Source organism: Amycolatopsis sp. NPDC034160 (assembly GCF_055575355.1).
This window is the reverse complement of sequence record NZ_JBVISU010000011.1, coordinates 245143-266925: the sequence shown is the minus strand read 5'-3', so window position 1 is coordinate 266925 and position 21783 is coordinate 245143. Positions and strand designations below refer to the sequence as shown.

Here is a 21783-nt window from a genome sequence, read left to right as displayed (position 1 = left end):
TGAGGTGAGGCGGCACTGGGCTCGGTCACGGCATCAGCGGCAGCTTCCCGACCAGTTTGTCGATCCGGTTCCGCGGGCCGACGATCCCGATCGCGCAGAAATCCATCTCCTCGGTCGGGATCTCCTTCATCGTCGCGAGGAAATCGGCGTAGACGCGGATCTGCTGCGCGATCCCCGGCATGTCGGAGACGTGGCACCCCGGTGAGGCCGCGGCCTTCGCCTGGATGGCCCGCAGGTGCGCGGCGTCGGCCACCAGGACCGAGCAGCCGGTCCACGGCAGCCCCGAATAACGCGTTCCGTCCGCGTCGAACGCGTCCTCGCCGAGGAGTCCCGTCACGGTCGTCGCGGTGGCGACGGCCGTGCAGACGGCCGCGTTCACCGCGCGTCCTGGCGGAAGTTCACTGTTGACCACGACGACCCACTTCAACCGGGCCGACCGGGTGGACGCGGTGGGGTCGATCTCCTCGGGAGCGAACCCGACGGCCGTATCGTACTCGGACATTCAGCTGATCTCCTGTTCACATCAACGGATGAACAGCGCAAAGCTAAGTGGGTATACGACTAGACTCCATCGAGTTCGTACTTAATACGGCAGGAGACTCGATATGGCACGGTTGGACGAACTTGATCAGGCGATCCTGGGGGAATTGCAGTCGGACGCACGGAAGACCAACCGCGAAGTGGCCGCGGCGGTCGGGGTCTCGCCGACCACCGCGCTGGACCGGACCCGTGGCCTGCGGGAACGCGGCGTGATCCGCGGCGCGCTGCTGGACGTCGACCTGCCGTCGATCGGCCGCGGGGTGCAGGCGCTCATCGCGATCCGGGTCCGCCCACCTTCGCGGAGGAACATCGAAAACTTCCGGAACTTCGTCAACGCGCTGCCCGACATCGTCGGCCTCTACGTGACCACCGGCACCGAGGATTTCATCCTGCACGTGGCCGTCCCCGACAACGAGAGCCTCTACGCCTTCGTGATCGACAAGCTGACCGAACGCCCAGAGGTGGCCGATGTGCGGACCTCCATGGTCTTCGAGCACATCCGGCGCACCAAGATCACGCCGGTGGACAGGTGAGCCTCAGAGCTCCCGGATGACCCGCGCCGGGTTGCCCGCGGCGAACACCTTCGACGGCAGATCCCGCGTGACGACACTGCCCGCGCCCACCACGGTGTCGTCCCCGATGGTGACCCCGGCGCACACGATGACGCCACCGCCGAACCAGACGTTGTTCCCGATGGTGATCGGCGCGGCCGACTCCCAGCGAGCCCGTCGCAGTTCGTGGTCTTCCATGGGATGCAGCGCGGTCAGCAGCTGACAACGCGGGCCGATCGAACAGTCCGAGCCGATCTTGATCGGGGCGCAGTCGAGCAGGATGGCGTCGTAGTTGAGGAAACTGTTGGCGCCGATCTCGATCAGATAGCCGTAGTCGCACTGGAACCGCGGCATGAGCCAAGATCCCTCGCCGAGTTTTCCCAGCAACTCGCGCAAAATCGTCTCCCGCTCACCGGTCTCTTCGGCACCCGTGCCGTTGAACCGGTCGACGAGCGCCTGCGCGCGCCTGCGGTCCGCGACCAGTTCGGGGTCGTCGTCCCGGTACAACTCGCCGCGCAGCATGCGATCCTTCTGCTCACCCATGGTCGCCAACCTATCGAAAAAGCCCTGACGGCGAGCCTCCCTCGGGAAGCCCGTCGCCAGGGCGGGTAAACGCTTGCGGAGCGTTCTTCAGTTGTGTCGATCGGTTTCCGAGTAGGGCCGGCCCGGCGGGTGGGTGAGGTGTAAGGGGGGACCCGCCGGGCCGGAGTATCTTCCTCCTGTTCGCCGGTTCTCGCTTCCGTTGAACCGCCCCGGCCGTCGGAGTGAGCCGAGGACGTCTGAGACCCGATCAATTCGGGAAATCTCTGCTGAAGTTGCGAACTTCGTGCGTTGTTCTGAATTTACGATAAACCGATCAGCTTCTATTGTCACCCGTTTCAGCGAAACAAAGAACGTGACACCGATCACTGTTGAAGTGTAGGCATGATTGTTTACCTTGACAGGCAAGGACATACGCGCATCAATAGGTACACTATGGACAGTCGGTCAGCGATTCATTCGCGACACTTACGGCCTTCGTTGACGCAGTCGACAAGGCGATCCATGATCTGATCCGACATCACGTTCGCGAAATCGTCGTGATCGGAGAAGGGATTGTGGTCCTCCTCGGGGAAGGAGTCCACTTTGTACTGCCCGGCGACCTGGATCGCCCGGGGGATCTTGTAGGTCAGCGAGATGGTGAGCTCGGGAACAGCGGTCAGGCCGTTCGCGCATTCGCCGTTCTCGTTCGGGTACTTGATGTGATCCCGGTGGTTCTCGCTGTCGATGTTGTTTCCGTCGAGGCAACTCGGGAAGGTGTGCACCCGCTTCACGTCACTGCCCTCGGGACAGATCGGGTACTGCTTGATGACCCTGTCCTCGAAGCCGGTGCAGGTCCAGCTCTCCCGCGCGTTCGCGGGGCCGTTCGCGGTGACTTTCGCGTCACCGTAGAGGATCCGAAGGAACTTCGGCATCTCCTTCACCTTCTCCTGGGCGTTGCCCTTGAAGGTGATGTCGACGATCGCGGGGCGCTGGATCTCACCGTCGTTGCCGGCGAGTTCGTTGTCCGCGTTCGGCTCTTCCAGCTCGGCCTGGTTCTGCTGCCGGTTCCGGTCACCGTCACGGCCCTGCTCGCGGTCAGCCTGCCGCTGCTGGTCGCGACCACCCTGCCGCTGATCCTGGTTCTGCTCGCCCTGCTGCTCTTCGCCCCCCTCTTCGGTGTCGATCCTCACCACCGGCCAGAAGTACGCCGACTCGTCACCGTTTTCACAGGTGGTACCGGCGCCCAGCAAGCTGTCGTTGTTCGAATCCGCGTTCGTGGAAAGGTTTCCGACGTAGTCGTGCAGATGCTGGGCACCGTTGCGGATACCCGGCTGCGCGATGAAGTTGTCGGGATTGAAGTGCCCATTCTCGTTCTTGCCGCAGTCGACGGTGAACGAGCCCGTGGACGCGTTCCGCCCCGGCTCCGGTTTGTCGACGTTCGGCCGCACCTTGGTGATGTCCACGAAGAGCGACTTGTCCACCTCGTCCGCGGACGCGCTGTCGGAGTCGCCGGTCGTGGTGGACACCACCAGTCCACCGACCGCGATCGACAGGCCCAGCAACGCGGTCGCGATCTTGGTCCTGCGGGCGATACGATGGCGCCCTTGATTTCGTGCCATTGACTTGCTCACCTCATTCGTTTCCGGGCACACCGAAAAACCACTGGTACCCAGTCATGAGCCACGCATTTGTCGAATACGCCGATTACCGAATTCGCGGCGGACCTTCTGTTCGCCCGCCGGTCCAGATCCGGCTACCGAGAGATACGGTTCCAGAAGGGGGCCGGTTCAAAACGCGACCCCGCCGTTATCTTTCCGTTATAAAGCTACCGGCGCACGATGGCCAGGACGGTGCCGTCCTGCTTGTGGACCTCGAAACGCTCGATGTCGGCCTTCTGCAACGCCGTCGAACCGGTGACGACGAGTGGGTTCGGGGAGCCGGGAACGCCGTATCCCTTGGAGGGCACACTCCAGTTGTTGACGACGTAGGCCTCTCCGCCGTGGGAGTAGGCGAAAAGCTGGCACGTCATCGGCCCGGTGAGGCCGCGCAGTTCGAGTTCGACCGCGCTGCCCCACTCCTTCTCCTGGACCGTGACCTCGGCGGCGACCGCGTTGCCCGCCTCGGACCAGCCGAAGGGAGCGGCGCCGCCATCCGGACCGGTCTCCCGCGACGGCGTCGAGGCCGGCAGCGAAGTGACGACGCTGGGCGCGGCCTGCGTGATGACCGGTTCACGGTCGGTGAGCGAAAGGACGGTGAGCGGTCCGCCGACGATCAGCACGAGAACGGCGGCGGCCGTGGCGAGCCGGATGAGCTTGCGACGGCGGCCCGCCTTGGCGGCGTCCGCGAGCAGCATCCGCAGCACCCGCGGCCCCGGGCCCTTCACGGGCGGGTCCGGCCAGCTCTTCTTCACCATGTCCAGGATGTCGGGCAGGTGGTACATCTCCACCAGCTCGACCTGACACTCGGGGCACTCCAGCAGATGCGCCTCGAACCTGGCGTGATCCTCTTCGCCGAGGACGCCCAGCACGTAGGCGGCGATATCCGTATGCGGCGCTCCGGACACCTCGCTCACCCCCGCTCCTGCAGCGCCCTGCGCAACGCGCGCACGGCATGGTGGATCCGCGATTTCACCGTACCCGGCGGAACCCCCAGCGTTGCCGCGACCTCGTTCACGGTGCGGTCACGCAGGTAGGTCTGCTGGACGGCTTCTCGTTGTTCCGGGGAAAGATTGCGCAGGGCCTCGTAAACGATCATGGCCGCGAGCGTCTTCTCCGAGTCGTCCGGTACGCCGATCGAATCCGACTCCAGTTCCTCCACCTCTTGAGGGCGGGCACTCCGGCTCCGCCAGCCGTCGATGACGATGCGCCTGGCCACGGTGAAGAGCCAGGCACGCAGCATTTCCGGCTGCCGGTCGAGTTTGCCGGCGTTGCGCCACGCCTTGATGAGCGTCTCCTGGACCACGTCCTCGGCCCACTGGCGATCGTGACCGGTCAGCTTCAGCACGAACGCCATCAGGCTCGATCCGAACTCCTGGTACAACGCCCGGATGAGGTCGTCATGCCCGTTCGAAGCGGGTTCATGATCGACTATTGGCTGCAGTATCCGAGAGTGGCGTCCCACGCGGCACATCTTTGTGTGCCCGAGGCCGATAAGTCCAGTACCAAAATCGATCCTCCCCGGTTCTGGCACAGGAAAAAGTTTTTTGAACCGTTCTCCACTCGTGACCGTATCCACTACCGAAGGCCCCCGACCCGGCGCTGTCCCCCGCACCGCCGAATCCACCGTGGATCCCCACTGTCCACAGTGGAGTTAAACGCGCCTCCACGCCATCGCCCCGCGGCGATGGCGTTCTCCTCTGGCCCCGACAGGAGGATTTCCGTGAACCCCGTGTCACGCTCGGTCATACCTTTGACCCTCACGTTGGCCGTGATCGCGTCGATCGCGGCCTGCACCACCGGTACCGCGGGACCGAACGGCTCTCCGGGCGCGGCCCCCGCCGCCGGCGCGGCGGAAATCCCGGGAATGCCCGACCCCTCGGCCGAACCGGCCCCCGGTCTCACGGCGGCGAAGCTGTTCGACCTCGGCCCGATGGTCACCGACACCAATGGTTTCACGCTTTACCGCTACGACAAGGACACGGTGAACCCGCCCCGATCGAATTGCACCGGCACCTGCGCGCGGACCTGGATTCCCGCCAAGGCGGGCGGCGATCTCGTGGTGACCGGGATCGATCGTGCCCTGGTCGGCACCGTGACCAGGGACGACGGCACCGATCAGGTCACGCTCGCGGGATGGCCGCTCTATCGCTACGCCGAGGACGCGATGCCCGGCAACACCGGCGGGCAAGGTGCTGACGACGCGTGGTTCCCGGTCAAGCCCGACGGTACGAAAGTGCTGCTCACCGCGGACACCTGGCAGGCCGATGACCTCGGCATCTGACCTCTCCGGGGAAACCCCCGGCCCGGTCGTCTTTCGTTTTTCCCGCCTGCTGCTGGTCCTGCTGACGATCACCTCGGTGACACTGCTCGGCCCCGTCGACGACGCGCACGCCCAGGAACTCACCGCCGCGGACAAGAACCTGATCGTGAACGTCAAATTGGCCGGGCTGTGGGAAATGCCTGCCGGGATGTGGGCGCAGGAACGCGGAAAGAGCCAGCGGACCCGCGAAGTCGGCCGGGCGCTGATGATCGACCACGGCAGGCTCGACACCGCGACGCACGCGATCGCCGACCGCTTCGGCATCGCCCTGCCGCGCGAACCTTCGGATCAGCAGTCGGCGTGGCTCGGCGAGATGAAGGCCGCCCGCGACGACAGCGAGTTCGACCGGATCTTCGCCAACCGGCTCCGCTACGCGCACGGTGTGCTCTTCCCCATCATCGCGCAGATCAGGGCCGGTACCCGCAACGACGTCGTCCGCGACTACGCCACCACGGCCAACCAGGCGGTGCTGCGTCACATGACCCTGCTGGAGAGCACCGGCGTGGTCGACCAGTCGCTGATGCCGGAAGCGCCGGTGCCGCAGTCGAACACGGCCAACGCCGCCATGGACGTCGGTTTCGGCGAGTTCGCCCTCGGCCTGGTGCTCGCGGTGGCGCTCGGCGGCGGGCTCTTCTTCGCCGTCCGGACCCTGCGCGCCAAGAACACCCGGACCCGCAAACGCGCGGCCGCAGCCGAACCAGAACTGGTTCCCAGTGCCCCAGGAGAAATCGATGGTTGACCAGTGGTCCGAGGTGGTGATCGTCCTGACCCAGAAAACGGACACCGACCCCGGCATCAAGGGCATGGCGCAGACCTCCGCCCGGATCTCGTACGGCTTCATGTGCCTCACCCTGTGCTGGGGCGTGTTCACCGCGACCGGCTGGATCAAGTCGCTGACCGGGCGGAAGGCGCTGCGCAACTCGCATATGGTGCTCGGCATCCTGACGCTGTCGTTCGGTGTCGTGCACGCGATGTCGTTCCTGTTCCTGCCCGACGGTTTCACCTTGGCGCAGATCTCGATCCCGCTCCTGCCGGGCACGCTGGCGCGGCACGAGCTCGGCGTCGTCGGGCTCGAGGTCATGATCGCCGTCGCGCTGACCGGCGGGATCAGCCGCTTCAGTTCCTACCGGCGTTTTCTGTGGATCCACCGGCTCGCCTACCCAGCGGTCGCGCTCACGGCTCTGCACGCGTTCTTCGGCGCCATGGCCAACGGACATCTCGGCCTGCTGTGGTTCGGCGGAATCACGCTGCTGGTCCCCGCGGTAGTGCTGACCGCGCTGCGGTTCACGCCCACCCGGTATCTCGAACGGCTGGGTCTGGTCGAGGAACTGGTCTAGCGGCCGCGAAAAGACTTGGAGAAACGAAAAATGATCTTCGGAAGCGTACGGCGCGGCACCCGCGTCAGCGTCGACAACGAGCGGTGCGAGATCTTCGGCTTCTGCGAGATGGAAGCGCCCGCCACGTTCAAGATCGGACCGGACGGCAAGCTCCGCATCCGCCGGATGGTCGACCGGGATGGTCTGGATCAGGCCATCTCCGCTGCCCGGCTCTGCCCCAAACAAGCCATCAGAGTCAAGGGAGAAGGGGCGCACGACGATGAGTGACGGAGATCGGATCGTCATCGTCGGCGCGGGCGTCGCCGGCTTCCGCTCCGCGGAACGTCTGCGGGAGCTCGGTTTCGACGGCGAGATCGTGCTGGTCGGTGATGAACCGCGAAAGCCGTATCACCGGCCGATGGTGTCGAAGGAACTCATCACCGGCGGGGTGAAACCGGTGGCGGCAAGTCTGGAGCCCTACCTCGACTTGGACGTCCACTGGCGACTCGGCACGCGCGCGACCTGGCTCGACACCAAGGAACGCACGGTGCACCTGCCTGGCGGGGAATCCCTTTGGTACGACGGCCTGATCCTGGCGACCGGGGTCCATCCCCGGCATCTCCCCGGCTCACCGCGCCACGACCCCCGGGTCCGGGTGCTGCGCACCGTGGAGGACTCCCTCGCCGTCCGGCGGGCTTTGGGGAACAGCAACAAATCCGTCGTGGTGATCGGCAGCGGCCTCATCGGGAACGAGTTCGCCGCGTCGATGCGGTACATGGGCCGCGACGTCACCCTCATCGGCCACGCGAAGGCGCCGTTGCACCGCTTCGGGGAGCGGATCGCGGACGCGCTGACGAAGGAGCACCAGCATCACCGCGCCAAGCTGGCGATGAACACCGAGGTGCGGAACTGGATCAGTACCAAGGAGACGGTCGGCCTGCACCTGACCAACAACCAGTTCCTGGTCGCCAGTTGCGTGGTGCTGTCGATCGGCAGCGTGCCCGCCGTCGATTGGATGCGCGGCTCGGGACTGGCCATCGACGACGGTGTCCTGTGCGAATCCACCCTGTTCGCCGTCGGGGCGGAAGACGTCGTGGTCGCCGGTGACATCGCGAAGTGGCCGAACCTGCGGATCGACGAGACCCCGCGCCGGGTCGAGCACTGGATGAACGGCGTCGAATCCGGGCGTGCGGCGGCGGAAAGCCTGATGCTGGGCCGGGGCAACGCGCGGCCGTACACCCCGCTCCCCCGCGCCTGGTCGTCGCTGTACGACGCTCGGCTGCAGACCGTGGGGATGCCGTCGCTCGGCAAGGACACCATCGAACTTTCCGACGGGGTCACCGGTTTCGTCCGCGACGGCAGGCTCATCGGGGCGGCGGGCTGGGACCGGCCGAAGGCGATGATCCACTGGACCGCGGAACTCGACCGGCGGCTGCCGGTGCCCGAGCCGGTGTTCCCCACGCCCGCTCCAGCGGAGCCGTCGTTCGCCGGGTCCGCACCGATCGGGGAGGACATCTTGGCCCCGTTCGAGCGGGACTTCCTGTCCGAGACGCCGACCGCGGCCGTTCCCGCGCAGAAGGAGATGCCCTGGGCTCGCGTTCCCGCCGGGTGACCCGGGTACGCGAGGAGGACCGGGGCCGCGCGCGGCGGCCGCGGTCCCACCAGGTGGCGGTGGGTCGCTGGGCCTCCGCGCCCACCGCCACCCCTTGGGGACGCCGGGAAACCGGGACCGATGGTGATTCGGGCACCGTCGGACCTCGCTTTCCCGGCTCTCCGCCAGCAGGCGGGGCCCTTCCAGGCTTGACTCACCTGGGAGGGCCCCTTCTGTTCTCGTGAGTGGTGATGGCGGTTCTAACCGTCATTACCACTCACGAAGGCACTTTCAAGACCACCGTGTCGTCCGGACCGACGACGCGTCCGTCCGAGGCGTGCACTTCGAGTGCCCGCAGTGGACGTCGGCCGTCGCGGTCCACCAGCTCCGACCGCGGTTCGTCCGGGGCGAAGAAATGCGCCTCGCCCCACTGTCGCAACGCGACGATCACCGGAAACAGCTCGCGTCCCTTCGCCGTCAGGACGTATTCGCTGTAGCTACTCCCGTCCGAGGCCGGGACCACGTCGAGCACGCCGTGCGCGACGAGCGCGCGCAACCTGGCGGACAGGATGTTCTTCGCGACGCCCAAGCCGCGCTGGAACTCGCCGAAGCGGCGGACGCCGTCGAAGGCGTCGCGCACGATCAGCAGTGACCACCAGTCGCCGATCGTGTCGACCGAACGCGCCACCGGGCACGAAGCTTCGTCGAACGTCGTCCTCTTCACCATGGTTGCATCTTACAACCACAGTGCTCTACCGTCGCCAAGTGGTAGCAAATTGAAACCAATTGGAGGGTCTGTGCACCGCGGTGTCGTCCTGCTGTTCGCCGTGGCCGCCGGGACGGCCGTCGCCACGGTCTACTTCGCCCAGCCACTCCTGGTCACCATGGGCGCCGAGCTCGGTATCGCCGCGTCGACGGTGGGCGCCATCGTCACGCTCACCCAGCTCGGCTACGGCCTCGGCCTGTTCCTCCTGGTCCCGCTCGGGGACCTGCTCGACCGACGCCGGCTCGTCGTCGGGCAGCTGACGCTGCTGGCCGTCGCCGAACTGGTCGCCGCGACCGCCTCGAACGGCACGGTCCTGCTCGCCGCGATGGCGGCGATCGGGGTGCTCGCGGTCGTCACGCAGATCCTTGTCGCGTTCGCCGCGTCGCTGGCCGCTCACGCCGAACGCGGGCGCGTGGTCGGGCTCGTGACGACCGGTGTCGTCCTCGGGATCCTGCTCGCGCGCACGGTGGCGGGTGCGCTGGCCGACGTCGCGGGGTGGCGCTCGGTGTACCTCTCCTCCGCCGGTGTGACGGTGTTGATCGCGATCGTGTTGTACCGCGTACTTCCTTTCACGGCTCCGGGAAAGACCATGGATTACGGGCGGCTGCTGCGTTCCACGGTGTCCCTCTTCGCCCGGGAACCGGTTTTCCGGCAGCGCGGGGTGCTCGCGCTGCTGATCTTCGCCGCGTTCGGCACCCTGTGGAGTTCCGTCGCCTTACCGCTCAGCGAAGACGGCCACTCGCATACCGTCATCGGCGCTTTCGGGCTGGCAGGCGCGGCGGGCGCGCTGGCGGCGGCACCGGCCGGACGGCTCGCGGATCGCGGCCGGGCACAGTGGACGACCGGGATGGCGCTGGGCCTGCTCCTGGTGTCGTGGGTGCCGCTGGGTTTCACGCGCGGATCGCTCTGGGCACTGGCGGCGGGCGCCATCCTGCTCGATTTCGCCGTCCAAGCCGTGCACGTCACAAGCCAGACGGTGATCTACCCGCTCCGGCCGGACGCCGGCAGCAGGCTGATCGGCGGCTACATGATCTTCTACTCGGTCGGCAGCGGCCTGGGCGCCCTCGCCTCCACGACCGTCTACGCCTTCGCGGGCTGGACCGGCGTTTGCCTGCTGGGCGCGGGTTTCAGCGCAGTGGCACTCGGCGTGTGGAGCATCAAAGCCGCTCGATGATCGTGACGTTCGCCGTCCCGCCGCCTTCACACATCGTCTGCAGTCCGTATCGCCCGCCCCGCCGTTCGAGTTCGTGCAGCAGGGTCGCGAACAGTTTCGTCCCGGTCGCCCCGATGGGATGGCCGAGCGCGATACCACCGCCGTTGACGTTGACGCGTGCGGGATCGGCGCCCATCTCCTCGATCCACGCCAGTACGACGCTCGCGAACGCCTCGTTGACCTCGAACAGGTCGATGTCGTCGATGCTCAGCCCGGTCTTCCGCAGCGCGTGCGCGGTCGCCGGGATCGGCCCGGTCAGCATCCACACCGGATCGGCCGCCCGCACCGAAAGATGGTGGATCCGCGCCCGGGGCGTGAGACCGTGCTCCTCGACGAACTTCTCCGACGCGATGAGTGTGGCGCTGGCTCCGTCGGAGATCTGGCTGGCCACGGCCGCCGTGATGCGCGAACCCTCGCTCAGCGGTTTCAGCCCGGCCATCCGCTCCTGGCTGGTGTCGCGCCTGGGCCCCTCGTCCAGGCCGGCACCGGCGAACGGCGTGATCTCGGCGGCGAACCGGCCTTCGTCGATGGCCGAGATCGCCCGTTGGTGACTGCGGAAGGCGTACTCCTCCATCGCCTCGCGGGTCAGATCCCAGTGCTCGGCGATCATGTCGGCACTGCGGAACTGCGAGACCTCGACGCTGCCGTACCGCTCCTGCCAGCCCTTCGAACCGGAGAACGGATCGTCGAAGCCGTACTCCCGTCCGGCCAGCATCGCCGCGCTGATCGGGATCGCGCTCATGTTCTGCACACCCCCCGCGAGGACGAGGTCCATCGTGCCGGACAGCACCGCCTGCGCGGCGAAGTGCACGGCCTGCTGGCTCGAACCGCATTGCCGGTCGATCGTCACGCCCGGCACGTGATGGCCGAAGCCCGCCGCGAGCCACGCCGTCCGCGCGATGTTCCCGGACTGCGGCCCGAGCGTGTCACAGCAGCCGAGGATGACGTCGTCGACCAGATCGGCCTCGACCCCCGCTCGCTCGACGACGGCTTGGATGACGTGGGCGCCGAGGTCGGCGGGATGGACTCCGCTCAGCGCTCCCCCGCGTTTGCCGACCGGGGTCCGGACCGCGTCGAGTACATAGGCCTCACCCACGGCGCCTCCTTTTGGTTGCGATGCCGTCCAGCAGAATTCCGAGGTATTGCCGCGCGACGTCGTCCGCGCTCAGCGTGCCGCCGGGGTTGTACCAGCGCACCGCCACCCAGACGGTGTCGCGGATGAACCGGTAGGTGAGTTCGACGTCGAGGTCCTCGCGGAAGACGCCGGCCGCGATGCCGTCGGTGAGGATACCGTTCCACAGCTTGCGGAATTCGGTGTTGCGGTCGGTGAGGTAGTCGAAGCGGGGAAGCTGCATCAGGTGCTTCGCTTCGGCTTGGTAGATCGCCACCTCGGCGGGCCGCCGGTGAATGGAGTCGAACGACGCCACGACAACGGCTTCGAGGGTTTCCCTCGGTCCTTTGCCTTCCGCGACGATCTCGGCGTAGGCGCCGAAGAGTTCGTCGAGGAAGCCGGTGAGGATCTCGTCGGCCATCGACTCCTTCGAGTCGAAATGGTGGTAAAGGCTGCCCGAAAGGATTCCGGCCGCGTCCGCGATGTCCCGCACGGTGGTGGAGACATAACCGCGCTCCGCGAACAGCTTCGCCGCGAGGGCGAGCAGTTCGGCGCGGCGGGACCCTGGACTGGACTTCATCGAAACCTCATTGTCTGGTGGTGAACTCGCGGCCGCGATCGACGTCGGCAGGGCGCCGGCCGGTAAGTCACGTCACGTCCGGCGGGAAAGGCGCCCTGCCACCGCGATCGCGGGACCTTCGGCCGGGCGAGTTCACGCGTATGGTTGCTTTCACCAGGTTAACCCTCTGCTCCACCAACAGGTCTCACGCATGCTGAGAGCTGACAGAGACGACCTCGCCGGTGAGGTACGACGAGTACTCACTGGCGAGGAACACCATCACATTCGCCACTTCCCAGGGTTCCGCCGCCCTCCCCGAGACCTCGCGCGCGGTGAGTTCGGTGAGCAGTTCCTCGCTGGTCACCTTGGCCAAGAACGGATGCATCGCCAGGCTCGGTGCGACGGCGTTGACCCGGATGCCGTGTCCGGCGACGTCGACGGCCGCGCATCGGGTGAGCGCCATGACGCCCGCCTTCGCCGCCGCGTAATGCGCCTGCCCGGCCTGCGCGCGCCAGCCGATCACCGAAGCGTTGTTGACGATCACCCCGCCGCCGCCTTGGGCGATGAACCGGTTCACGGCGGCCCTCGTCGCGCGGAACGTGCCGTTGAGGGTCACGTCGATGACCCTGGCCCATTCGTCGTCGGCCATGTCCACTATGGACTTGGCGCCGCCGAGACCGGCGTTGTTGATCAGCACGTCGATCCGGCCGTAACGCTCGGCGGCGCCGTCGAGGAGCGCCTGGATCTGCTCTTCCTGTGTCACATCACAAGCGATCGCGTGGACGTCACCGAGTTCGGCCGCCTTTTCCGCGAGCCGTCGTTCGTGCCAGTCGCTGAGCACGACGCGGGCGCCTTCCTCCAGTGCACGTTTCGCCACGGCGGATCCGATCCCGGTCCCGGCCGCCGCCGTCACCACGACCACCTTGTCGCGTAGGAGGTTCGCTCCTTCGGGGTACTTCGGCAGCGGAATCAAGGTCGTACCTCCCGGGGAAGCCCGAGCACGCGCTCGGCGATGACGTTGCGCTGGATTTCGTTGGAGCCGCCATAGATGGTGTCGGCGCGGGTGAAGAGGAAGAGCTGCTGCCAGGCGTCAAGGCCGTCTTCGGCGAGCATTCCCCGCGCGCCGCGGACAAGCATCGCCAGTTCACCGAGGTCCCGATGCCAGTTCGCCCAGACCAGTTTGGACACTTCGGCCACTCCCGGCGACGAGTCGCCCAGGGTGCGGATCGCGTGCGCCCGCATGACCTCCAGGCCGACCCAGGCGCGGTCGAGCCGTTCGGCGATGACCGGGTCGTCCGGCGCGATCCTGGTGAGTTCTTCGAGTTCCCGGCGGAAGCCGACCTGCTGCCCGAGCGTCGCGACCCCGCGTTCGAAGGCGAGCGTGCCCATCGCCACCCGCCAGCCGTCGCCCGGTTCCCCGACGACAAGATCCTTGGTGGTGCGGGCGCCGTCGAAGAAGACCTCGTTGAACTCCGCTGTTCCGGTGAGCTGCTTGATCGGGCGTACCTCGACACCGGGCTGCCGCATCGGAACGAGCAAATAGGACAGTCCTTTGTGGCGTTCCGAGCCCGGTTCGGTGCGAGCGAGGACGAAACACCAGTCGGCCACATGGGCGAGCGACGTCCATACTTTTTGGCCGCGCAGCACCCATTCGTCGCCATCGAGGGTCGCGGTGGTCGACACCGCGGCGAGGTCGGAACCGGCGCCGGGCTCGGAATAACCCTGGCACCACAGTTCCTCCACGGCCACGATCGGTGGTAAGAAACGGCTTCGCTGCTCCGGCGTGCCGAACGCGATCAGGGTGGGGCCCAGCAGTTCCTGGGCCAGATGACTCACCCGCGCCGGCGCCCCCGCTCGCGCGTACTCCTCGTGGAAGACGACCTGCTGTTCGAGCGTCGCGCTCTGCCCGCCGTACTCGACCGGCCAGCCGACGCAGGTCCAGCCCGCCTCGGCGAGCCGACGTTCCCACTCCACACGTTCGTCGAAGGCCTCGTGTTCGCGCCCCGGACCGCCCAAGCCGCGCAAGTCCGGCGGCAGATTGTCCGCCAGCCAGGTGCGCACACGGTCGCGAAAGCCGTCCTGGGTCACGCACGCCTCCTCTAGCCAAACCAGAGCCTGCTGCGTAGGCTACCCTACCAAGCACTTGCTAGGGAGGTACGATCCAGACTCCGCGGCACCCAGGTGACCGCAGAGCGAGCGCTGGCCGTCAGTCCCCGCTATCGGGGCGGCAGGGCGCCCTTACCGAAAAGGTGGGATTTCCGCTTGGCTCGCCCTGGCGACACGATGGCGGTCGCGCGCAGGCTGGCGGACAACAGGGAGGCTCGATGTCCCCAGGGACCATCCCGGCGGCGCTCGACAGGGCCGCGGAACGCTTCTCCGGACGGGAAGCCCTCGTCGACGGCGAAGTCCGGTTCACCTATGCCGAACTCGCGCGCCGGGTGCGGCAGGCCGCCCGGTTCTTCGAGGGCCACGAACGGGTCGCGCTGTGCTCCCCCAACACCTGGCACTGGATCGTCGCCGGGCTCGGCGCGCTGTACGCCGGCGCGACGCTCGTCCCGGTCAACACCCGCTTCACTGCGCGCGAGACGCTCGACATCCTCGACCGCGCACGGGTTTCCGCGCTCGCGATCACCGGCACCTTCCTCGGCACGGACAGGCTGGCGGACCTCGGCTCCGCCCGCCCCGGCACCGTTCTGCGCCTCCCTGTCGAAGGCCCCGAGAACCCGGTCGACGGCGTCACGGAATGGGACGCGCTTGCCGCTCTCGACAGCGATTTCGTCAGTCCGGCGCGACCAGGCGACGTCAGCGACATCCTGTTCACCTCGGGGACCACCGGCCGCAGCAAGGGCGCGATGAGCAGCCACCGGCAGGCGCTGAGCGTCGCCGAGGCCTGGGCCGACTGCGGTGGCCTGACCGAGGAAGACCGCTACCTCGTGCTCAACCCGTTCTTCCACAGCTTCGGCTACAAGGCGGGCATCCTGGCCGCGATACTGCGCGGCGCGGCCATCCTGCCGCAGCGCACCTTCGACGTCCGGGAAACCCTGCGGCTCATTGAAACCGAGCGCGTCAGCGTCCTCCCCGGCGCGCCGACGATCTACCAGGTGTTGCTGGACGCGCCCGAACGCGCGGAGCACGACCTGTCCAGCCTGCGGCTCGCCGTCACCGGCGCCGCCCCGGTGCCGGTCCCGCTCGTCGAGCGGATGCGGGCGGAACTGGGTTTCGACGCCGTGCTCACCGCCTACGGGCTGACGGAAGCCGTCGTCGCGACCATGTCCCGCCCCGAGGACGACGCGGAACTGGTGTCGAACTTCTCCGGCCGGGCGACGGCCGGATTCGAGGTGGAACTCGGCGAGAACGACGAAGTCCTGCTGCGCGGGCCGAACGTGATGCTCGGCTACCTCGACGATCCCGAGGCCACCGCGAAAGCCGTCGACGCCGAGGGGTGGTTGCACACCGGTGACGTCGGGGTGCTGAACGAACGCGGCTACCTGAAGATCGTCGACCGGATCAAGGACATGTACGTCTGCGGCGGGTTCAACGTCTACCCGGCCGAGGTCGAGCAGGTGCTCAGCCGGTTGGACGGGGTCGCGGAAGCGGCCGTCGTCGGTGTGCCCGACGAGCGACTCGGCGAGGTCGGCAAGGCGTTCGTCCGGCCGCGGCCCGGCGCTGATCTGTCCACAGAGGACATCTTGGCTCATTGCGAGCGCGAACTCGCCAACTACAAGCTTCCTCGCTTTGTCGACTTCGTGGCCGAGCTACCGCGCACTCTGTCGGGGAAGGTACTGAAACGCGTGTTGCGGGAGGAGAACGGATGACCGTCGAGTACGAGCGGCGTGGGCCGGTGGCCGTCGTCACGATGAACCGGCCGGAGTATCGGAACGCGCAGAACTCGGCGATGACCTACGCGCTCGACGCGGCGTTCACCCGCGCCGTGGAGGATCCCGAGGTCAAGGTGATCGTGCTGGCCGGGGCGGGTAAGCATTTCTCCGCCGGGCACGACATCGGGACCCCGGAACGCGACGTGGACGTCTCCTTCGAGCGCAAAGCGGTCCTGTGGTGGGACCACGTCGGCGCCGAGGGCGGTGACCAGCGGTTCGCCCGTGAGTCCGAGGTCTACCTCGGCATGTGCCGCCGGTGGCGCGAGATCCCGAAACCGACCATCGCGAGTGTGCAGGGCGCGTGCATCGCGGGCGCGCTCATGCTGGCGTGGGTGTGCGACATGATCGTCGCCTCCGACGACGCGTTCTTCGCCGACCCCGTGGTGCGCATGGGGATTCCCGGAGTGGAGTACTTCGCGCATCCTTGGGTCCTCGGCCCACGCGCGGCCAAGGAGGTGTTGTTCACCGGCGAACGCTTCACGGCACAGCAGGCCAAGGAATGGGGCATGCTGAACCGGGTCGTCCCGCGCGCCGACCTCGAAACCGAGACGATGGCGCTCGCGGAGAAGATCGCCGTGATGCCGCGGATGGGACTCGCTCTCGCCAAGAAGGCCGTCAACCAGGCCGAAGACCTGATGGGACTGCGGTCCGGAATGGACTCCGTTTTCGGGCTGCATCACTTCGCGCACGCGCACAACGCCGAAGTCTCCGGCGGCGACTCCTTGGGCGGGCAGGACGCGCGCTCGATGCGGGACGCGAACAGGACCTCGTGATGGACCTCGATCTCGACGAACGCACACTCGCCTTCCGGGACGAAGCCCGCACCTGGCTCGCCTCGAACGTTCCCGCCGAACCACTGAAGTCGTTCGACACCGCAGAAGGTTTCGCGCAGCACCGGGAGTGGGAGGCGAAACTGGCCGACGCCCGGTGGTCGGTGGTCTCGTGGCCGCGCGAGTTCGGCGGGCGGGACGCGAGTCTCCTGGAGTGGGTGCTGTTCGAGGAGGAGTACTACGCGGCAGGCGCGCCCTTGCGGGTCAATCAGAACGGCATCTTCATGCTCGCGCCCACACTGTTCTCCCATGGCACGAAGGAACAGCAGCGCCGCATCCTGCCGAAGATGGCCCGCTCGGAACAGGTCTGGGCGCAGGCCTGGTCGGAGCCCGAGGCGGGCAGCGACATCGCCGCGCTGCGGAGCACCGCGACCCGCCGCGACGGCGGCTGGCGGGTCAGCGGGCAGAAGACCTGGAGTTCCCGGGCGACGTTCGCCGACCGGGCCTTCGGTCTCTTCCGGAGTGATCCGGATTCGGTGCGGCACAAGGGCCTCACCTATCTGATGGTGGATCTGCGGTCCGAAGGGGTCACTGTGCGGCCGATTCCCCAGCTGGACGGCGAACCGGGGTTCGCGGAGATCTTCTTCGACGACGTCTTCGTCCCCGACGAGGACGTGATCGGCACGCCGGGCGAGGGCTGGCGGGTCGCGATGACGACGGCGAACAACGAACGCGGCCTGTCCCTGCGCAGTCCCGGCCGGTTTCTCGCCGCGGCCGATCGCCTGGTTTTGCTGTGGCGCGGCGCCGGACGTCCGGCGCACACCGCCGACCGGGTCGCCGACGCGTGGATCGGCGCGCGGGCCTACCAGCTGTACACCCTCGGCACGGTCACCCGGCTTTCGGACGGCGCCGAACTCGGCCCCGAATCGAGTGTCAACAAGCTGTTCTGGTCGCAGCTCGACGTCGCCCTGCACGAAACCGCGCTCGACATCCTGGGCCCGGAGGCCGAACTCCGCGGCCAGTGGAGCGACGGCTGGCTGTTCTCGCTGGCGGGGCCGATCTACGGCGGGACCGACCAGATTCAGCGGTCCATCGTCGCCGAGCGGCTGCTCGGCCTGCCGAAGGGGGCTCGATGAGGTTCGCGCTCTCCGGAGAGCAAGAGCAATTCTCCCACAGTCTGCACGATCTCCTGTCCGGTTTGGACACCGACACGGCCAACCGCTCCTGGGCGAAGGGCGATCCGGGGCCGGGCCTCAAGATTTGGCGTCGGCTGGCGGAACTCGGCGTGACCGCGCTGGCGGTCCCCGAAAAATACGACGGGCTCGGTGCCACCCCGGTCGATCTGGCCGTCGCCTTCGAACGACTGGAATACCACTGTGTTCCCGGCCCGTGGACCGACACCGTGGCCGTGCTGCCGTCCTTGCTGGACGACGAACTGCTCACTTCGGTCGCGTCCGGCGAGACACTGGCGTCGGTCGCGTTCGCACCACAAGTGCCGTACGCCTTGGATTCCGACGTCGCCGACGCGCGTCTCGCGGTCGAGGACGGCAGGCTGCGCGCCTTCACCCCCGGCAACCTTCTGTCCTCTGTAGACGGTTCGCGACGGTTGTTCGCGCCGAAGGCCGGTGACGATCTCGGCACGGCGCTCGACACGGACCGCGCCTTCGCGCTGGGCTGCCTGGCCACGGCCGCGCACCTCCTCGGCGCGGGGCGGTGGCTGCTCGACACGTCCGTGGCGTATGCCGCGCAACGCAGACAGTACGGGCGGGAGATCGGCGGATACCAGGCGGTCAAACATCTGCTCGCCGACGTCGCGACCGCGCTCACGCTGGCCGGACCGCTGCTGTTCGGTGCCGCCGTCACCCTGGACCGGCGTGACGTCTCCGCGGCCAAGGTGGCCTGCGGCGACGCGGCGCACCTCGCCGCCCGGACCGGGCTGCAGGTGCACGGCGCGATCGGCTACACCGCCGAACACGCGCTCGGGCTGCGGCTGACCCGGGTCCGCGCGCTGGTCGGCGCCTGGGGCACGCCGCGATTCCATCGGGAGCGGGTGCTGTCATGACCTTCACCGCCGAGCAGGACGCGCTGCGGGACAGCGTCCGGAAACTGCTGGACCGGGAAGCGGATCCCTGGCCGGAACTGTGCGAACAGATCGGGGTGGCGGCACTGGCCGTCCCCGAACGGTTCGGCGGCCTCGGCGCCGGGACGACGGAACTGCAAGTGGTCGCCGAGGAACTGGGCCGCGTTCTCGCCGACGTCCCGTTCCTCGGCTCGGCCGTCCTCGCCGTACACGCGGTCTTGGCCACCGGCAACTCCGAGGCTTGCGAACGGCTGCTCCCCCGCCTCGCCGAAGGTGTCGTCGGCGCGGTCGCCTGGACCGACGCCGACGGCCGGTGGTCCGTACCGGCCTGCCGCGTCACGGAGTCCACTGTGGATGGTGAAGCGCACTACGTTCTCAACGGCGACGAGGCCGGAATCCTGCTGGTCGTGGCCGGCGGTTCGCTGTACGAGGTCTCCGATTTTCGTGCCGTGCGGACCCCGGCGATGGACGAGACCCGGCGGCTGGCTCGCGTGACCTTCGATCAGTCCCCCGCCCGGCTGATCGGCCCGGTCGATCTCACCGCCCTGCGGGATGTCGCGTGCGCGGTGCTCGCCGCCGAGCAGGCCGGGGCGGCGGGGCGGGCGTTCGAGCTGACGGTGGAGTACAGCAAGCAGCGGCACCAGTTCGGCAGGCCGATCGGCGGCTTCCAGGCGCTGAAGCATCGGATGGCGGACCTGCACGTTCTGGTGGAGACCGCGCGTTCAGCGGCCTACGCGGCTCCGGAGTCGAGCAGGCTGGCCGCGGTGGCGAAGGTGCATTGCTCGGAGGCGCTCGCGACGGTGGCGGGCGAGATGATCCAGCTGCACGGCGGGATCGCGATCACCTGGGAGCATCCGGCGCACCGCTATTTCAAGCGGGCGCACGGGGCGGCGCGGCTTTTCGGCTCGCCTGGTGGGCATCTCGGGCGGGTACGGCCAAAGATGTCGTGAGTGATTTGGGTCGTTCTAGCGAACCGGCTCTCAGGCACCTACTTGTGGCCTGCGGTCTTGTCGAGCGAAGTACATGATGGTCCCCTTCCTTGCGCCAGGCGCAAGGAAGGGGACCATCATGTACTGGGGAGGGCGTGAAGGCCCCGTAGGTACCTAAAACACGTTTGGCTCTAGCGACCCAAATCACTCACGACATCTTGTTCGAGAAACCGCGTAATAGCCCGGATCCGTTCCCCGTCCACCGTAAGAACCATCAGCCCCGCCGAGGCCCCGCCGTGACGGCACTGGAACGCGGGCTGGTTGTTCGCCCGCGTCGGCGTCATGGTGAAGTCCTCCGCGACCGGCACGGCCATGGTCACACGCAGGAAACCGGCGATCGCGTCGCGGCCGTGATACTCATGCGGCGCGGGCGGCATCGCGAGCCACGCGTCGTCGGTCAGCAGACGGAGGACTCCGTCGAGGTCGCCCTCGGTGAAGGCGTCGGCGAACCGCCTGGTCAGGGCGCGCTCCTGCGCCGACGGACGATGTGCCGCGCGGGCTCGGTGCTTGTCGAGTGAGGCGCGGGCGCGCTGAAGCATGCCTTTGATCGCGGTCTCGGTGGTGCCGAGCATGCTCGCGACCTCGTCGGCGGGGAAGCAGAGGACGTCCCGCAGCACGAGCGTGGCGGCCTGCCTCGGCGGGAGGAGCTGGAGACCGGTGATGAAGGCGAGTTCGACCGCCTCCCTGGTGCTGTAGCGCGCTTCGGGACCGGGCTCGCTGTCCTCGATGAGCTCGTCCGGGTACGCCTCCAGCCAGGTGACCTCGCCGCGACGGCTCGGCTCCGGCGGGTCGAACGGCGGCACCGGCCCGGGTGGACGACGGCGGCCCGTGTCGCGCAGGACGTTCAAGCAACGGTTGGTGGCGATGCGGTACAGCCAGGTACGGAGCGAGGAGCGCCCTTCGAAGGCGTCGAGGCCGCGCCACGCGGCGAGCAGCGTCTCCTGAACGGCGTCCTCCGCGTCGGTGAGCGAACCGAGGATGCGGTAACAGTGCAGGTGCAGCTCGTGACGGTAAGTGCTGGTGAGCTCGCGAAACGCGTGCTCGTCCGTTGCCGTGGTGCCCACGGGCCGATCCTGTCACGACCTTTTTCGCGGCGCACCGTTCCGTTTCGGGCGGCGGTGGTGTCCAACCTGGTGAAAGTCGACGAAAGGAACCATCATGACCAGCCCAGCTTTGGACGTCGCGCTCTCCTATCACCAGGCCTGGACCGGTAAGGACTTCGAGAAGGCGATGACCTACGTCGCCGACGACATCGTCTGCCACGCGCCGTCCGGACGCCTCGAAGGCGCGGAGGCGTTTCGCGGGTTCATGGGGCCGTTCACCGAAATCCTGACGGGGTCGAGCCTGCTCGCGGCGTTCGGGGACGAGACGACCGCGTTGCTGATGTACGACACGGCGACCCTCCCGGTGGCCAGCGCGCCCGGCGCCGAGAAGCTGACCGTGCGGGAGGGGAAGATCGTGGAGATGCGGATTGTTTTCGATCAGGCTCCGTTCGAGGCGGCTCGGGCGGCCGCCGCCGGATCCTGAGTCGCGGCTCCTTCGGATCTCTCCTGCCACTCGCTCCGGTGCGGTTCGTGGGCATGCCGAGGGACCGGCCTACGTGGCCGGTTTCCGGACGATCGAGTGCCCGGTTGATGTCGCTATGTACGGTTCTGCGGGCGGTCGTGAGTGATAATGAGGGTTAGAACGACCCAAATCACTCACGACCCCTCGCGCAGACCAGGGCCGAGCCGCTTGACGCTATGGCAGTGACGCCGACCAGCAGTGATGCGACTTCGCCGGGCTGCTGGCGCGGCCCGAATCCCACTGAAAAGTGCTTGGCGAGACTCACCGCAATCAGCCGGCTGATTGCGGCACGCCTGCACGCCTGGACACCCCCGGCGACCCGGAGGTAGGGCCAACCCCCGAGCCCACCCACC

Annotated in this window: 24 protein-coding genes; 13 read left to right on the top strand and 11 right to left on the bottom strand. The window is 67.6% G+C overall.

What is annotated here, in order from left to right:
* Nucleotides 1–25: 25 nt before the first annotated feature.
* Nucleotides 26–502 (bottom strand): DUF2000 domain-containing protein, encoded by a 477-nt coding sequence (locus ACZ54P_RS23140; RefSeq protein WP_465463631.1) that lies wholly within the window; start codon nucleotides 500–502, stop codon nucleotides 26–28.
* Between the two features lie 103 nt (nucleotides 503–605).
* On the opposite strand from ACZ54P_RS23140, the gene ACZ54P_RS23135 reads away from it, so the two are divergent.
* On the top strand, nucleotides 606–1073 hold the full coding sequence (locus ACZ54P_RS23135) for an Lrp/AsnC family transcriptional regulator (RefSeq protein WP_465463630.1): 468 nt from the start codon (nucleotides 606–608) through the stop codon (nucleotides 1071–1073).
* Nucleotides 1074–1076: 3 nt separating this feature from the next.
* Here ACZ54P_RS23135 and ACZ54P_RS23130 read toward each other — a convergent pair whose 3' ends face one another.
* The 4 genes from ACZ54P_RS23130 to ACZ54P_RS23115 form a co-directional block, all read right to left on the bottom strand.
* Nucleotides 1077–1634 carry a sugar O-acetyltransferase gene (locus tag ACZ54P_RS23130; protein ID WP_465463629.1) on the bottom strand — a complete coding sequence of 186 codons (558 nt, stop codon included), beginning with the start codon at nucleotides 1632–1634 and terminating at the stop codon, nucleotides 1077–1079.
* Nucleotides 1635–2086: 452 nt separating this feature from the next.
* Nucleotides 2087–3232: a DUF1996 domain-containing protein gene (locus tag ACZ54P_RS23125; RefSeq protein WP_465463628.1), complete on the bottom strand. Its 1146-nt coding sequence runs from the start codon at nucleotides 3230–3232 to the stop codon at nucleotides 2087–2089.
* A 206-nt stretch (nucleotides 3233–3438) separates the two neighbouring features.
* The gene (locus ACZ54P_RS23120; RefSeq protein ID WP_465463627.1) at nucleotides 3439–4185 is read right to left on the bottom strand and encodes an anti-sigma factor family protein; all 747 of its coding nucleotides are present in this window, start codon (nucleotides 4183–4185) and stop codon (nucleotides 3439–3441) included.
* Nucleotides 4182–4733 carry a sigma-70 family RNA polymerase sigma factor gene (locus ACZ54P_RS23115; RefSeq protein ID WP_465463626.1) on the bottom strand — a complete coding sequence of 184 codons (552 nt, stop codon included), beginning with the start codon at nucleotides 4731–4733 and terminating at the stop codon, nucleotides 4182–4184. Before ACZ54P_RS23115 ends, ACZ54P_RS23120 begins: the two co-directional genes overlap by 4 nt.
* Before the next feature lie 288 nt (nucleotides 4734–5021).
* Between ACZ54P_RS23115 and ACZ54P_RS23110 the strand changes: the two genes are divergently transcribed.
* The 5 genes from ACZ54P_RS23110 to ACZ54P_RS23090 are packed head-to-tail and all read left to right on the top strand — an operon-like array spanning nucleotide 5022 to nucleotide 8519.
* Nucleotides 5022–5552: a hypothetical protein gene (locus tag ACZ54P_RS23110; protein ID WP_465463625.1), complete on the top strand. Its 531-nt coding sequence runs from the start codon at nucleotides 5022–5024 to the stop codon at nucleotides 5550–5552.
* Nucleotides 5536–6330 carry a DUF4142 domain-containing protein gene (locus ACZ54P_RS23105; RefSeq protein WP_465463624.1) on the top strand — a complete coding sequence of 265 codons (795 nt, stop codon included), beginning with the start codon at nucleotides 5536–5538 and terminating at the stop codon, nucleotides 6328–6330. The genes ACZ54P_RS23110 and ACZ54P_RS23105 overlap by 17 nt, the downstream gene beginning before the upstream one ends.
* Complete coding sequence (locus ACZ54P_RS23100; protein ID WP_465463623.1) at nucleotides 6323–6928, top strand: ferric reductase-like transmembrane domain-containing protein; 606 nt, start codon at nucleotides 6323–6325, stop codon at nucleotides 6926–6928. The genes ACZ54P_RS23105 and ACZ54P_RS23100 overlap by 8 nt, the downstream gene beginning before the upstream one ends.
* 30 nt (nucleotides 6929–6958) lie before the next feature.
* Complete coding sequence (locus ACZ54P_RS23095) at nucleotides 6959–7195, top strand: ferredoxin (protein WP_181773350.1); 237 nt, start codon at nucleotides 6959–6961, stop codon at nucleotides 7193–7195.
* Nucleotides 7188–8519, top strand: a complete 1332-nt coding sequence (locus ACZ54P_RS23090) for an NAD(P)/FAD-dependent oxidoreductase (RefSeq protein ID WP_465463622.1) — start codon at nucleotides 7188–7190, stop codon at nucleotides 8517–8519. The genes ACZ54P_RS23095 and ACZ54P_RS23090 overlap by 8 nt, the downstream gene beginning before the upstream one ends.
* A 256-nt stretch (nucleotides 8520–8775) precedes the next feature.
* Here ACZ54P_RS23090 and ACZ54P_RS23085 read toward each other — a convergent pair whose 3' ends face one another.
* A complete protein-coding gene (locus ACZ54P_RS23085) occupies nucleotides 8776–9225 on the bottom strand; it encodes a winged helix-turn-helix transcriptional regulator (RefSeq protein WP_465463621.1) in 450 nt (149 codons plus the stop codon).
* Between the two features lie 70 nt (nucleotides 9226–9295).
* Between ACZ54P_RS23085 and ACZ54P_RS23080 the strand changes: the two genes are divergently transcribed.
* On the top strand, nucleotides 9296–10438 hold the full coding sequence (locus ACZ54P_RS23080; RefSeq protein WP_465463620.1) for an MFS transporter: 1143 nt from the start codon (nucleotides 9296–9298) through the stop codon (nucleotides 10436–10438).
* Here ACZ54P_RS23080 and ACZ54P_RS23075 read toward each other — a convergent pair.
* The 4 genes from ACZ54P_RS23075 to ACZ54P_RS23060 form a co-directional block, all read right to left on the bottom strand.
* Nucleotides 10422–11573, bottom strand: a complete 1152-nt coding sequence (locus ACZ54P_RS23075) for an acetyl-CoA C-acetyltransferase (protein ID WP_465463619.1) — start codon at nucleotides 11571–11573, stop codon at nucleotides 10422–10424. The genes ACZ54P_RS23080 and ACZ54P_RS23075 overlap by 17 nt on opposite strands.
* The gene (locus ACZ54P_RS23070) at nucleotides 11566–12168 is read right to left on the bottom strand and encodes a TetR/AcrR family transcriptional regulator (protein WP_465463618.1); all 603 of its coding nucleotides are present in this window, start codon (nucleotides 12166–12168) and stop codon (nucleotides 11566–11568) included. Before ACZ54P_RS23070 ends, ACZ54P_RS23075 begins: the two co-directional genes overlap by 8 nt.
* Nucleotides 12169–12352: 184 nt before the next feature.
* Nucleotides 12353–13120, bottom strand: coding sequence for an SDR family oxidoreductase (locus tag ACZ54P_RS23065; RefSeq protein ID WP_465463617.1), 768 nt, complete (start codon nucleotides 13118–13120; stop codon nucleotides 12353–12355).
* Complete coding sequence (locus ACZ54P_RS23060) at nucleotides 13117–14235, bottom strand: acyl-CoA dehydrogenase family protein (protein WP_465463616.1); 1119 nt, start codon at nucleotides 14233–14235, stop codon at nucleotides 13117–13119. Before ACZ54P_RS23060 ends, ACZ54P_RS23065 begins: the two co-directional genes overlap by 4 nt.
* A 236-nt stretch (nucleotides 14236–14471) precedes the next feature.
* Between ACZ54P_RS23060 and ACZ54P_RS23055 the strand changes: the two genes are divergently transcribed.
* Genes ACZ54P_RS23055 through ACZ54P_RS23035 form a run of 5 tightly spaced genes read left to right on the top strand, consistent with a single transcriptional unit; the run spans nucleotide 14472 to nucleotide 19825 of the window.
* On the top strand, nucleotides 14472–15962 hold the full coding sequence (locus ACZ54P_RS23055; RefSeq protein WP_465463615.1) for a FadD3 family acyl-CoA ligase: 1491 nt from the start codon (nucleotides 14472–14474) through the stop codon (nucleotides 15960–15962).
* Nucleotides 15959–16798: an enoyl-CoA hydratase gene (locus ACZ54P_RS23050; protein WP_465463614.1), complete on the top strand. Its 840-nt coding sequence runs from the start codon at nucleotides 15959–15961 to the stop codon at nucleotides 16796–16798. The genes ACZ54P_RS23055 and ACZ54P_RS23050 overlap by 4 nt, the downstream gene beginning before the upstream one ends.
* Nucleotides 16798–17931 carry an acyl-CoA dehydrogenase family protein gene (locus tag ACZ54P_RS23045; protein WP_465463613.1) on the top strand — a complete coding sequence of 378 codons (1134 nt, stop codon included), beginning with the start codon at nucleotides 16798–16800 and terminating at the stop codon, nucleotides 17929–17931. Before ACZ54P_RS23050 ends, ACZ54P_RS23045 begins: the two co-directional genes overlap by 1 nt.
* The gene (locus tag ACZ54P_RS23040; RefSeq protein WP_465463612.1) at nucleotides 17928–18857 is read left to right on the top strand and encodes an acyl-CoA dehydrogenase family protein; all 930 of its coding nucleotides are present in this window, start codon (nucleotides 17928–17930) and stop codon (nucleotides 18855–18857) included. The genes ACZ54P_RS23045 and ACZ54P_RS23040 overlap by 4 nt, the downstream gene beginning before the upstream one ends.
* Entirely contained in the window at nucleotides 18854–19825 is a 972-nt protein-coding gene (locus tag ACZ54P_RS23035; protein WP_465463611.1) for an acyl-CoA dehydrogenase family protein, read from the top strand. Before ACZ54P_RS23040 ends, ACZ54P_RS23035 begins: the two co-directional genes overlap by 4 nt.
* A gap of 170 nt (nucleotides 19826–19995) precedes the next feature.
* Here ACZ54P_RS23035 and ACZ54P_RS23030 read toward each other — a convergent pair whose 3' ends face one another.
* On the bottom strand, nucleotides 19996–20928 hold the full coding sequence (locus ACZ54P_RS23030; protein WP_465463610.1) for an RNA polymerase subunit sigma-70: 933 nt from the start codon (nucleotides 20926–20928) through the stop codon (nucleotides 19996–19998).
* A 94-nt stretch (nucleotides 20929–21022) separates the two neighbouring features.
* Here ACZ54P_RS23030 and ACZ54P_RS23025 point away from each other — a divergent pair, with 94 nt between their 5' ends.
* Nucleotides 21023–21391: a nuclear transport factor 2 family protein gene (locus ACZ54P_RS23025; protein ID WP_465463609.1), complete on the top strand. Its 369-nt coding sequence runs from the start codon at nucleotides 21023–21025 to the stop codon at nucleotides 21389–21391.
* The last annotated feature ends 392 nt before the right edge of the window (nucleotides 21392–21783 follow it).

What these genes read in the sequence shown, in the direction of transcription:
- ACZ54P_RS23140 (WP_465463631.1), bottom strand. Translation starts at nt 502, where the DNA reads ATGTCCGAGTACGATACGGCCGTCGGGTTCGCTCCCGAGGAGATCGAC.
- ACZ54P_RS23135 (WP_465463630.1), top strand. Translation starts at nt 606, where the DNA reads ATGGCACGGTTGGACGAACTTGATCAGGCGATCCTGGGGGAATTGCAG.
- ACZ54P_RS23130 (WP_465463629.1), bottom strand. Translation starts at nt 1,634, where the DNA reads ATGGGTGAGCAGAAGGATCGCATGCTGCGCGGCGAGTTGTACCGGGAC.
- ACZ54P_RS23125 (WP_465463628.1), bottom strand. Translation starts at nt 3,232, where the DNA reads ATGGCACGAAATCAAGGGCGCCATCGTATCGCCCGCAGGACCAAGATC.
- ACZ54P_RS23105 (WP_465463624.1), top strand. Translation starts at nt 5,536, where the DNA reads ATGACCTCGGCATCTGACCTCTCCGGGGAAACCCCCGGCCCGGTCGTC.
- ACZ54P_RS23100 (WP_465463623.1), top strand. Translation starts at nt 6,323, where the DNA reads ATGGTTGACCAGTGGTCCGAGGTGGTGATCGTCCTGACCCAGAAAACG.
- ACZ54P_RS23095 (WP_181773350.1), top strand. Translation starts at nt 6,959, where the DNA reads ATGATCTTCGGAAGCGTACGGCGCGGCACCCGCGTCAGCGTCGACAAC.
- ACZ54P_RS23090 (WP_465463622.1), top strand. Translation starts at nt 7,188, where the DNA reads ATGAGTGACGGAGATCGGATCGTCATCGTCGGCGCGGGCGTCGCCGGC.
- ACZ54P_RS23085 (WP_465463621.1), bottom strand. Translation starts at nt 9,225, where the DNA reads ATGGTGAAGAGGACGACGTTCGACGAAGCTTCGTGCCCGGTGGCGCGT.
- ACZ54P_RS23070 (WP_465463618.1), bottom strand. Translation starts at nt 12,168, where the DNA reads ATGAAGTCCAGTCCAGGGTCCCGCCGCGCCGAACTGCTCGCCCTCGCG.
- ACZ54P_RS23055 (WP_465463615.1), top strand. Translation starts at nt 14,472, where the DNA reads ATGTCCCCAGGGACCATCCCGGCGGCGCTCGACAGGGCCGCGGAACGC.
- ACZ54P_RS23050 (WP_465463614.1), top strand. Translation starts at nt 15,959, where the DNA reads ATGACCGTCGAGTACGAGCGGCGTGGGCCGGTGGCCGTCGTCACGATG.
- ACZ54P_RS23045 (WP_465463613.1), top strand. Translation starts at nt 16,798, where the DNA reads ATGGACCTCGATCTCGACGAACGCACACTCGCCTTCCGGGACGAAGCC.
- ACZ54P_RS23040 (WP_465463612.1), top strand. Translation starts at nt 17,928, where the DNA reads ATGAGGTTCGCGCTCTCCGGAGAGCAAGAGCAATTCTCCCACAGTCTG.
- ACZ54P_RS23035 (WP_465463611.1), top strand. Translation starts at nt 18,854, where the DNA reads ATGACCTTCACCGCCGAGCAGGACGCGCTGCGGGACAGCGTCCGGAAA.
- ACZ54P_RS23025 (WP_465463609.1), top strand. Translation starts at nt 21,023, where the DNA reads ATGACCAGCCCAGCTTTGGACGTCGCGCTCTCCTATCACCAGGCCTGG.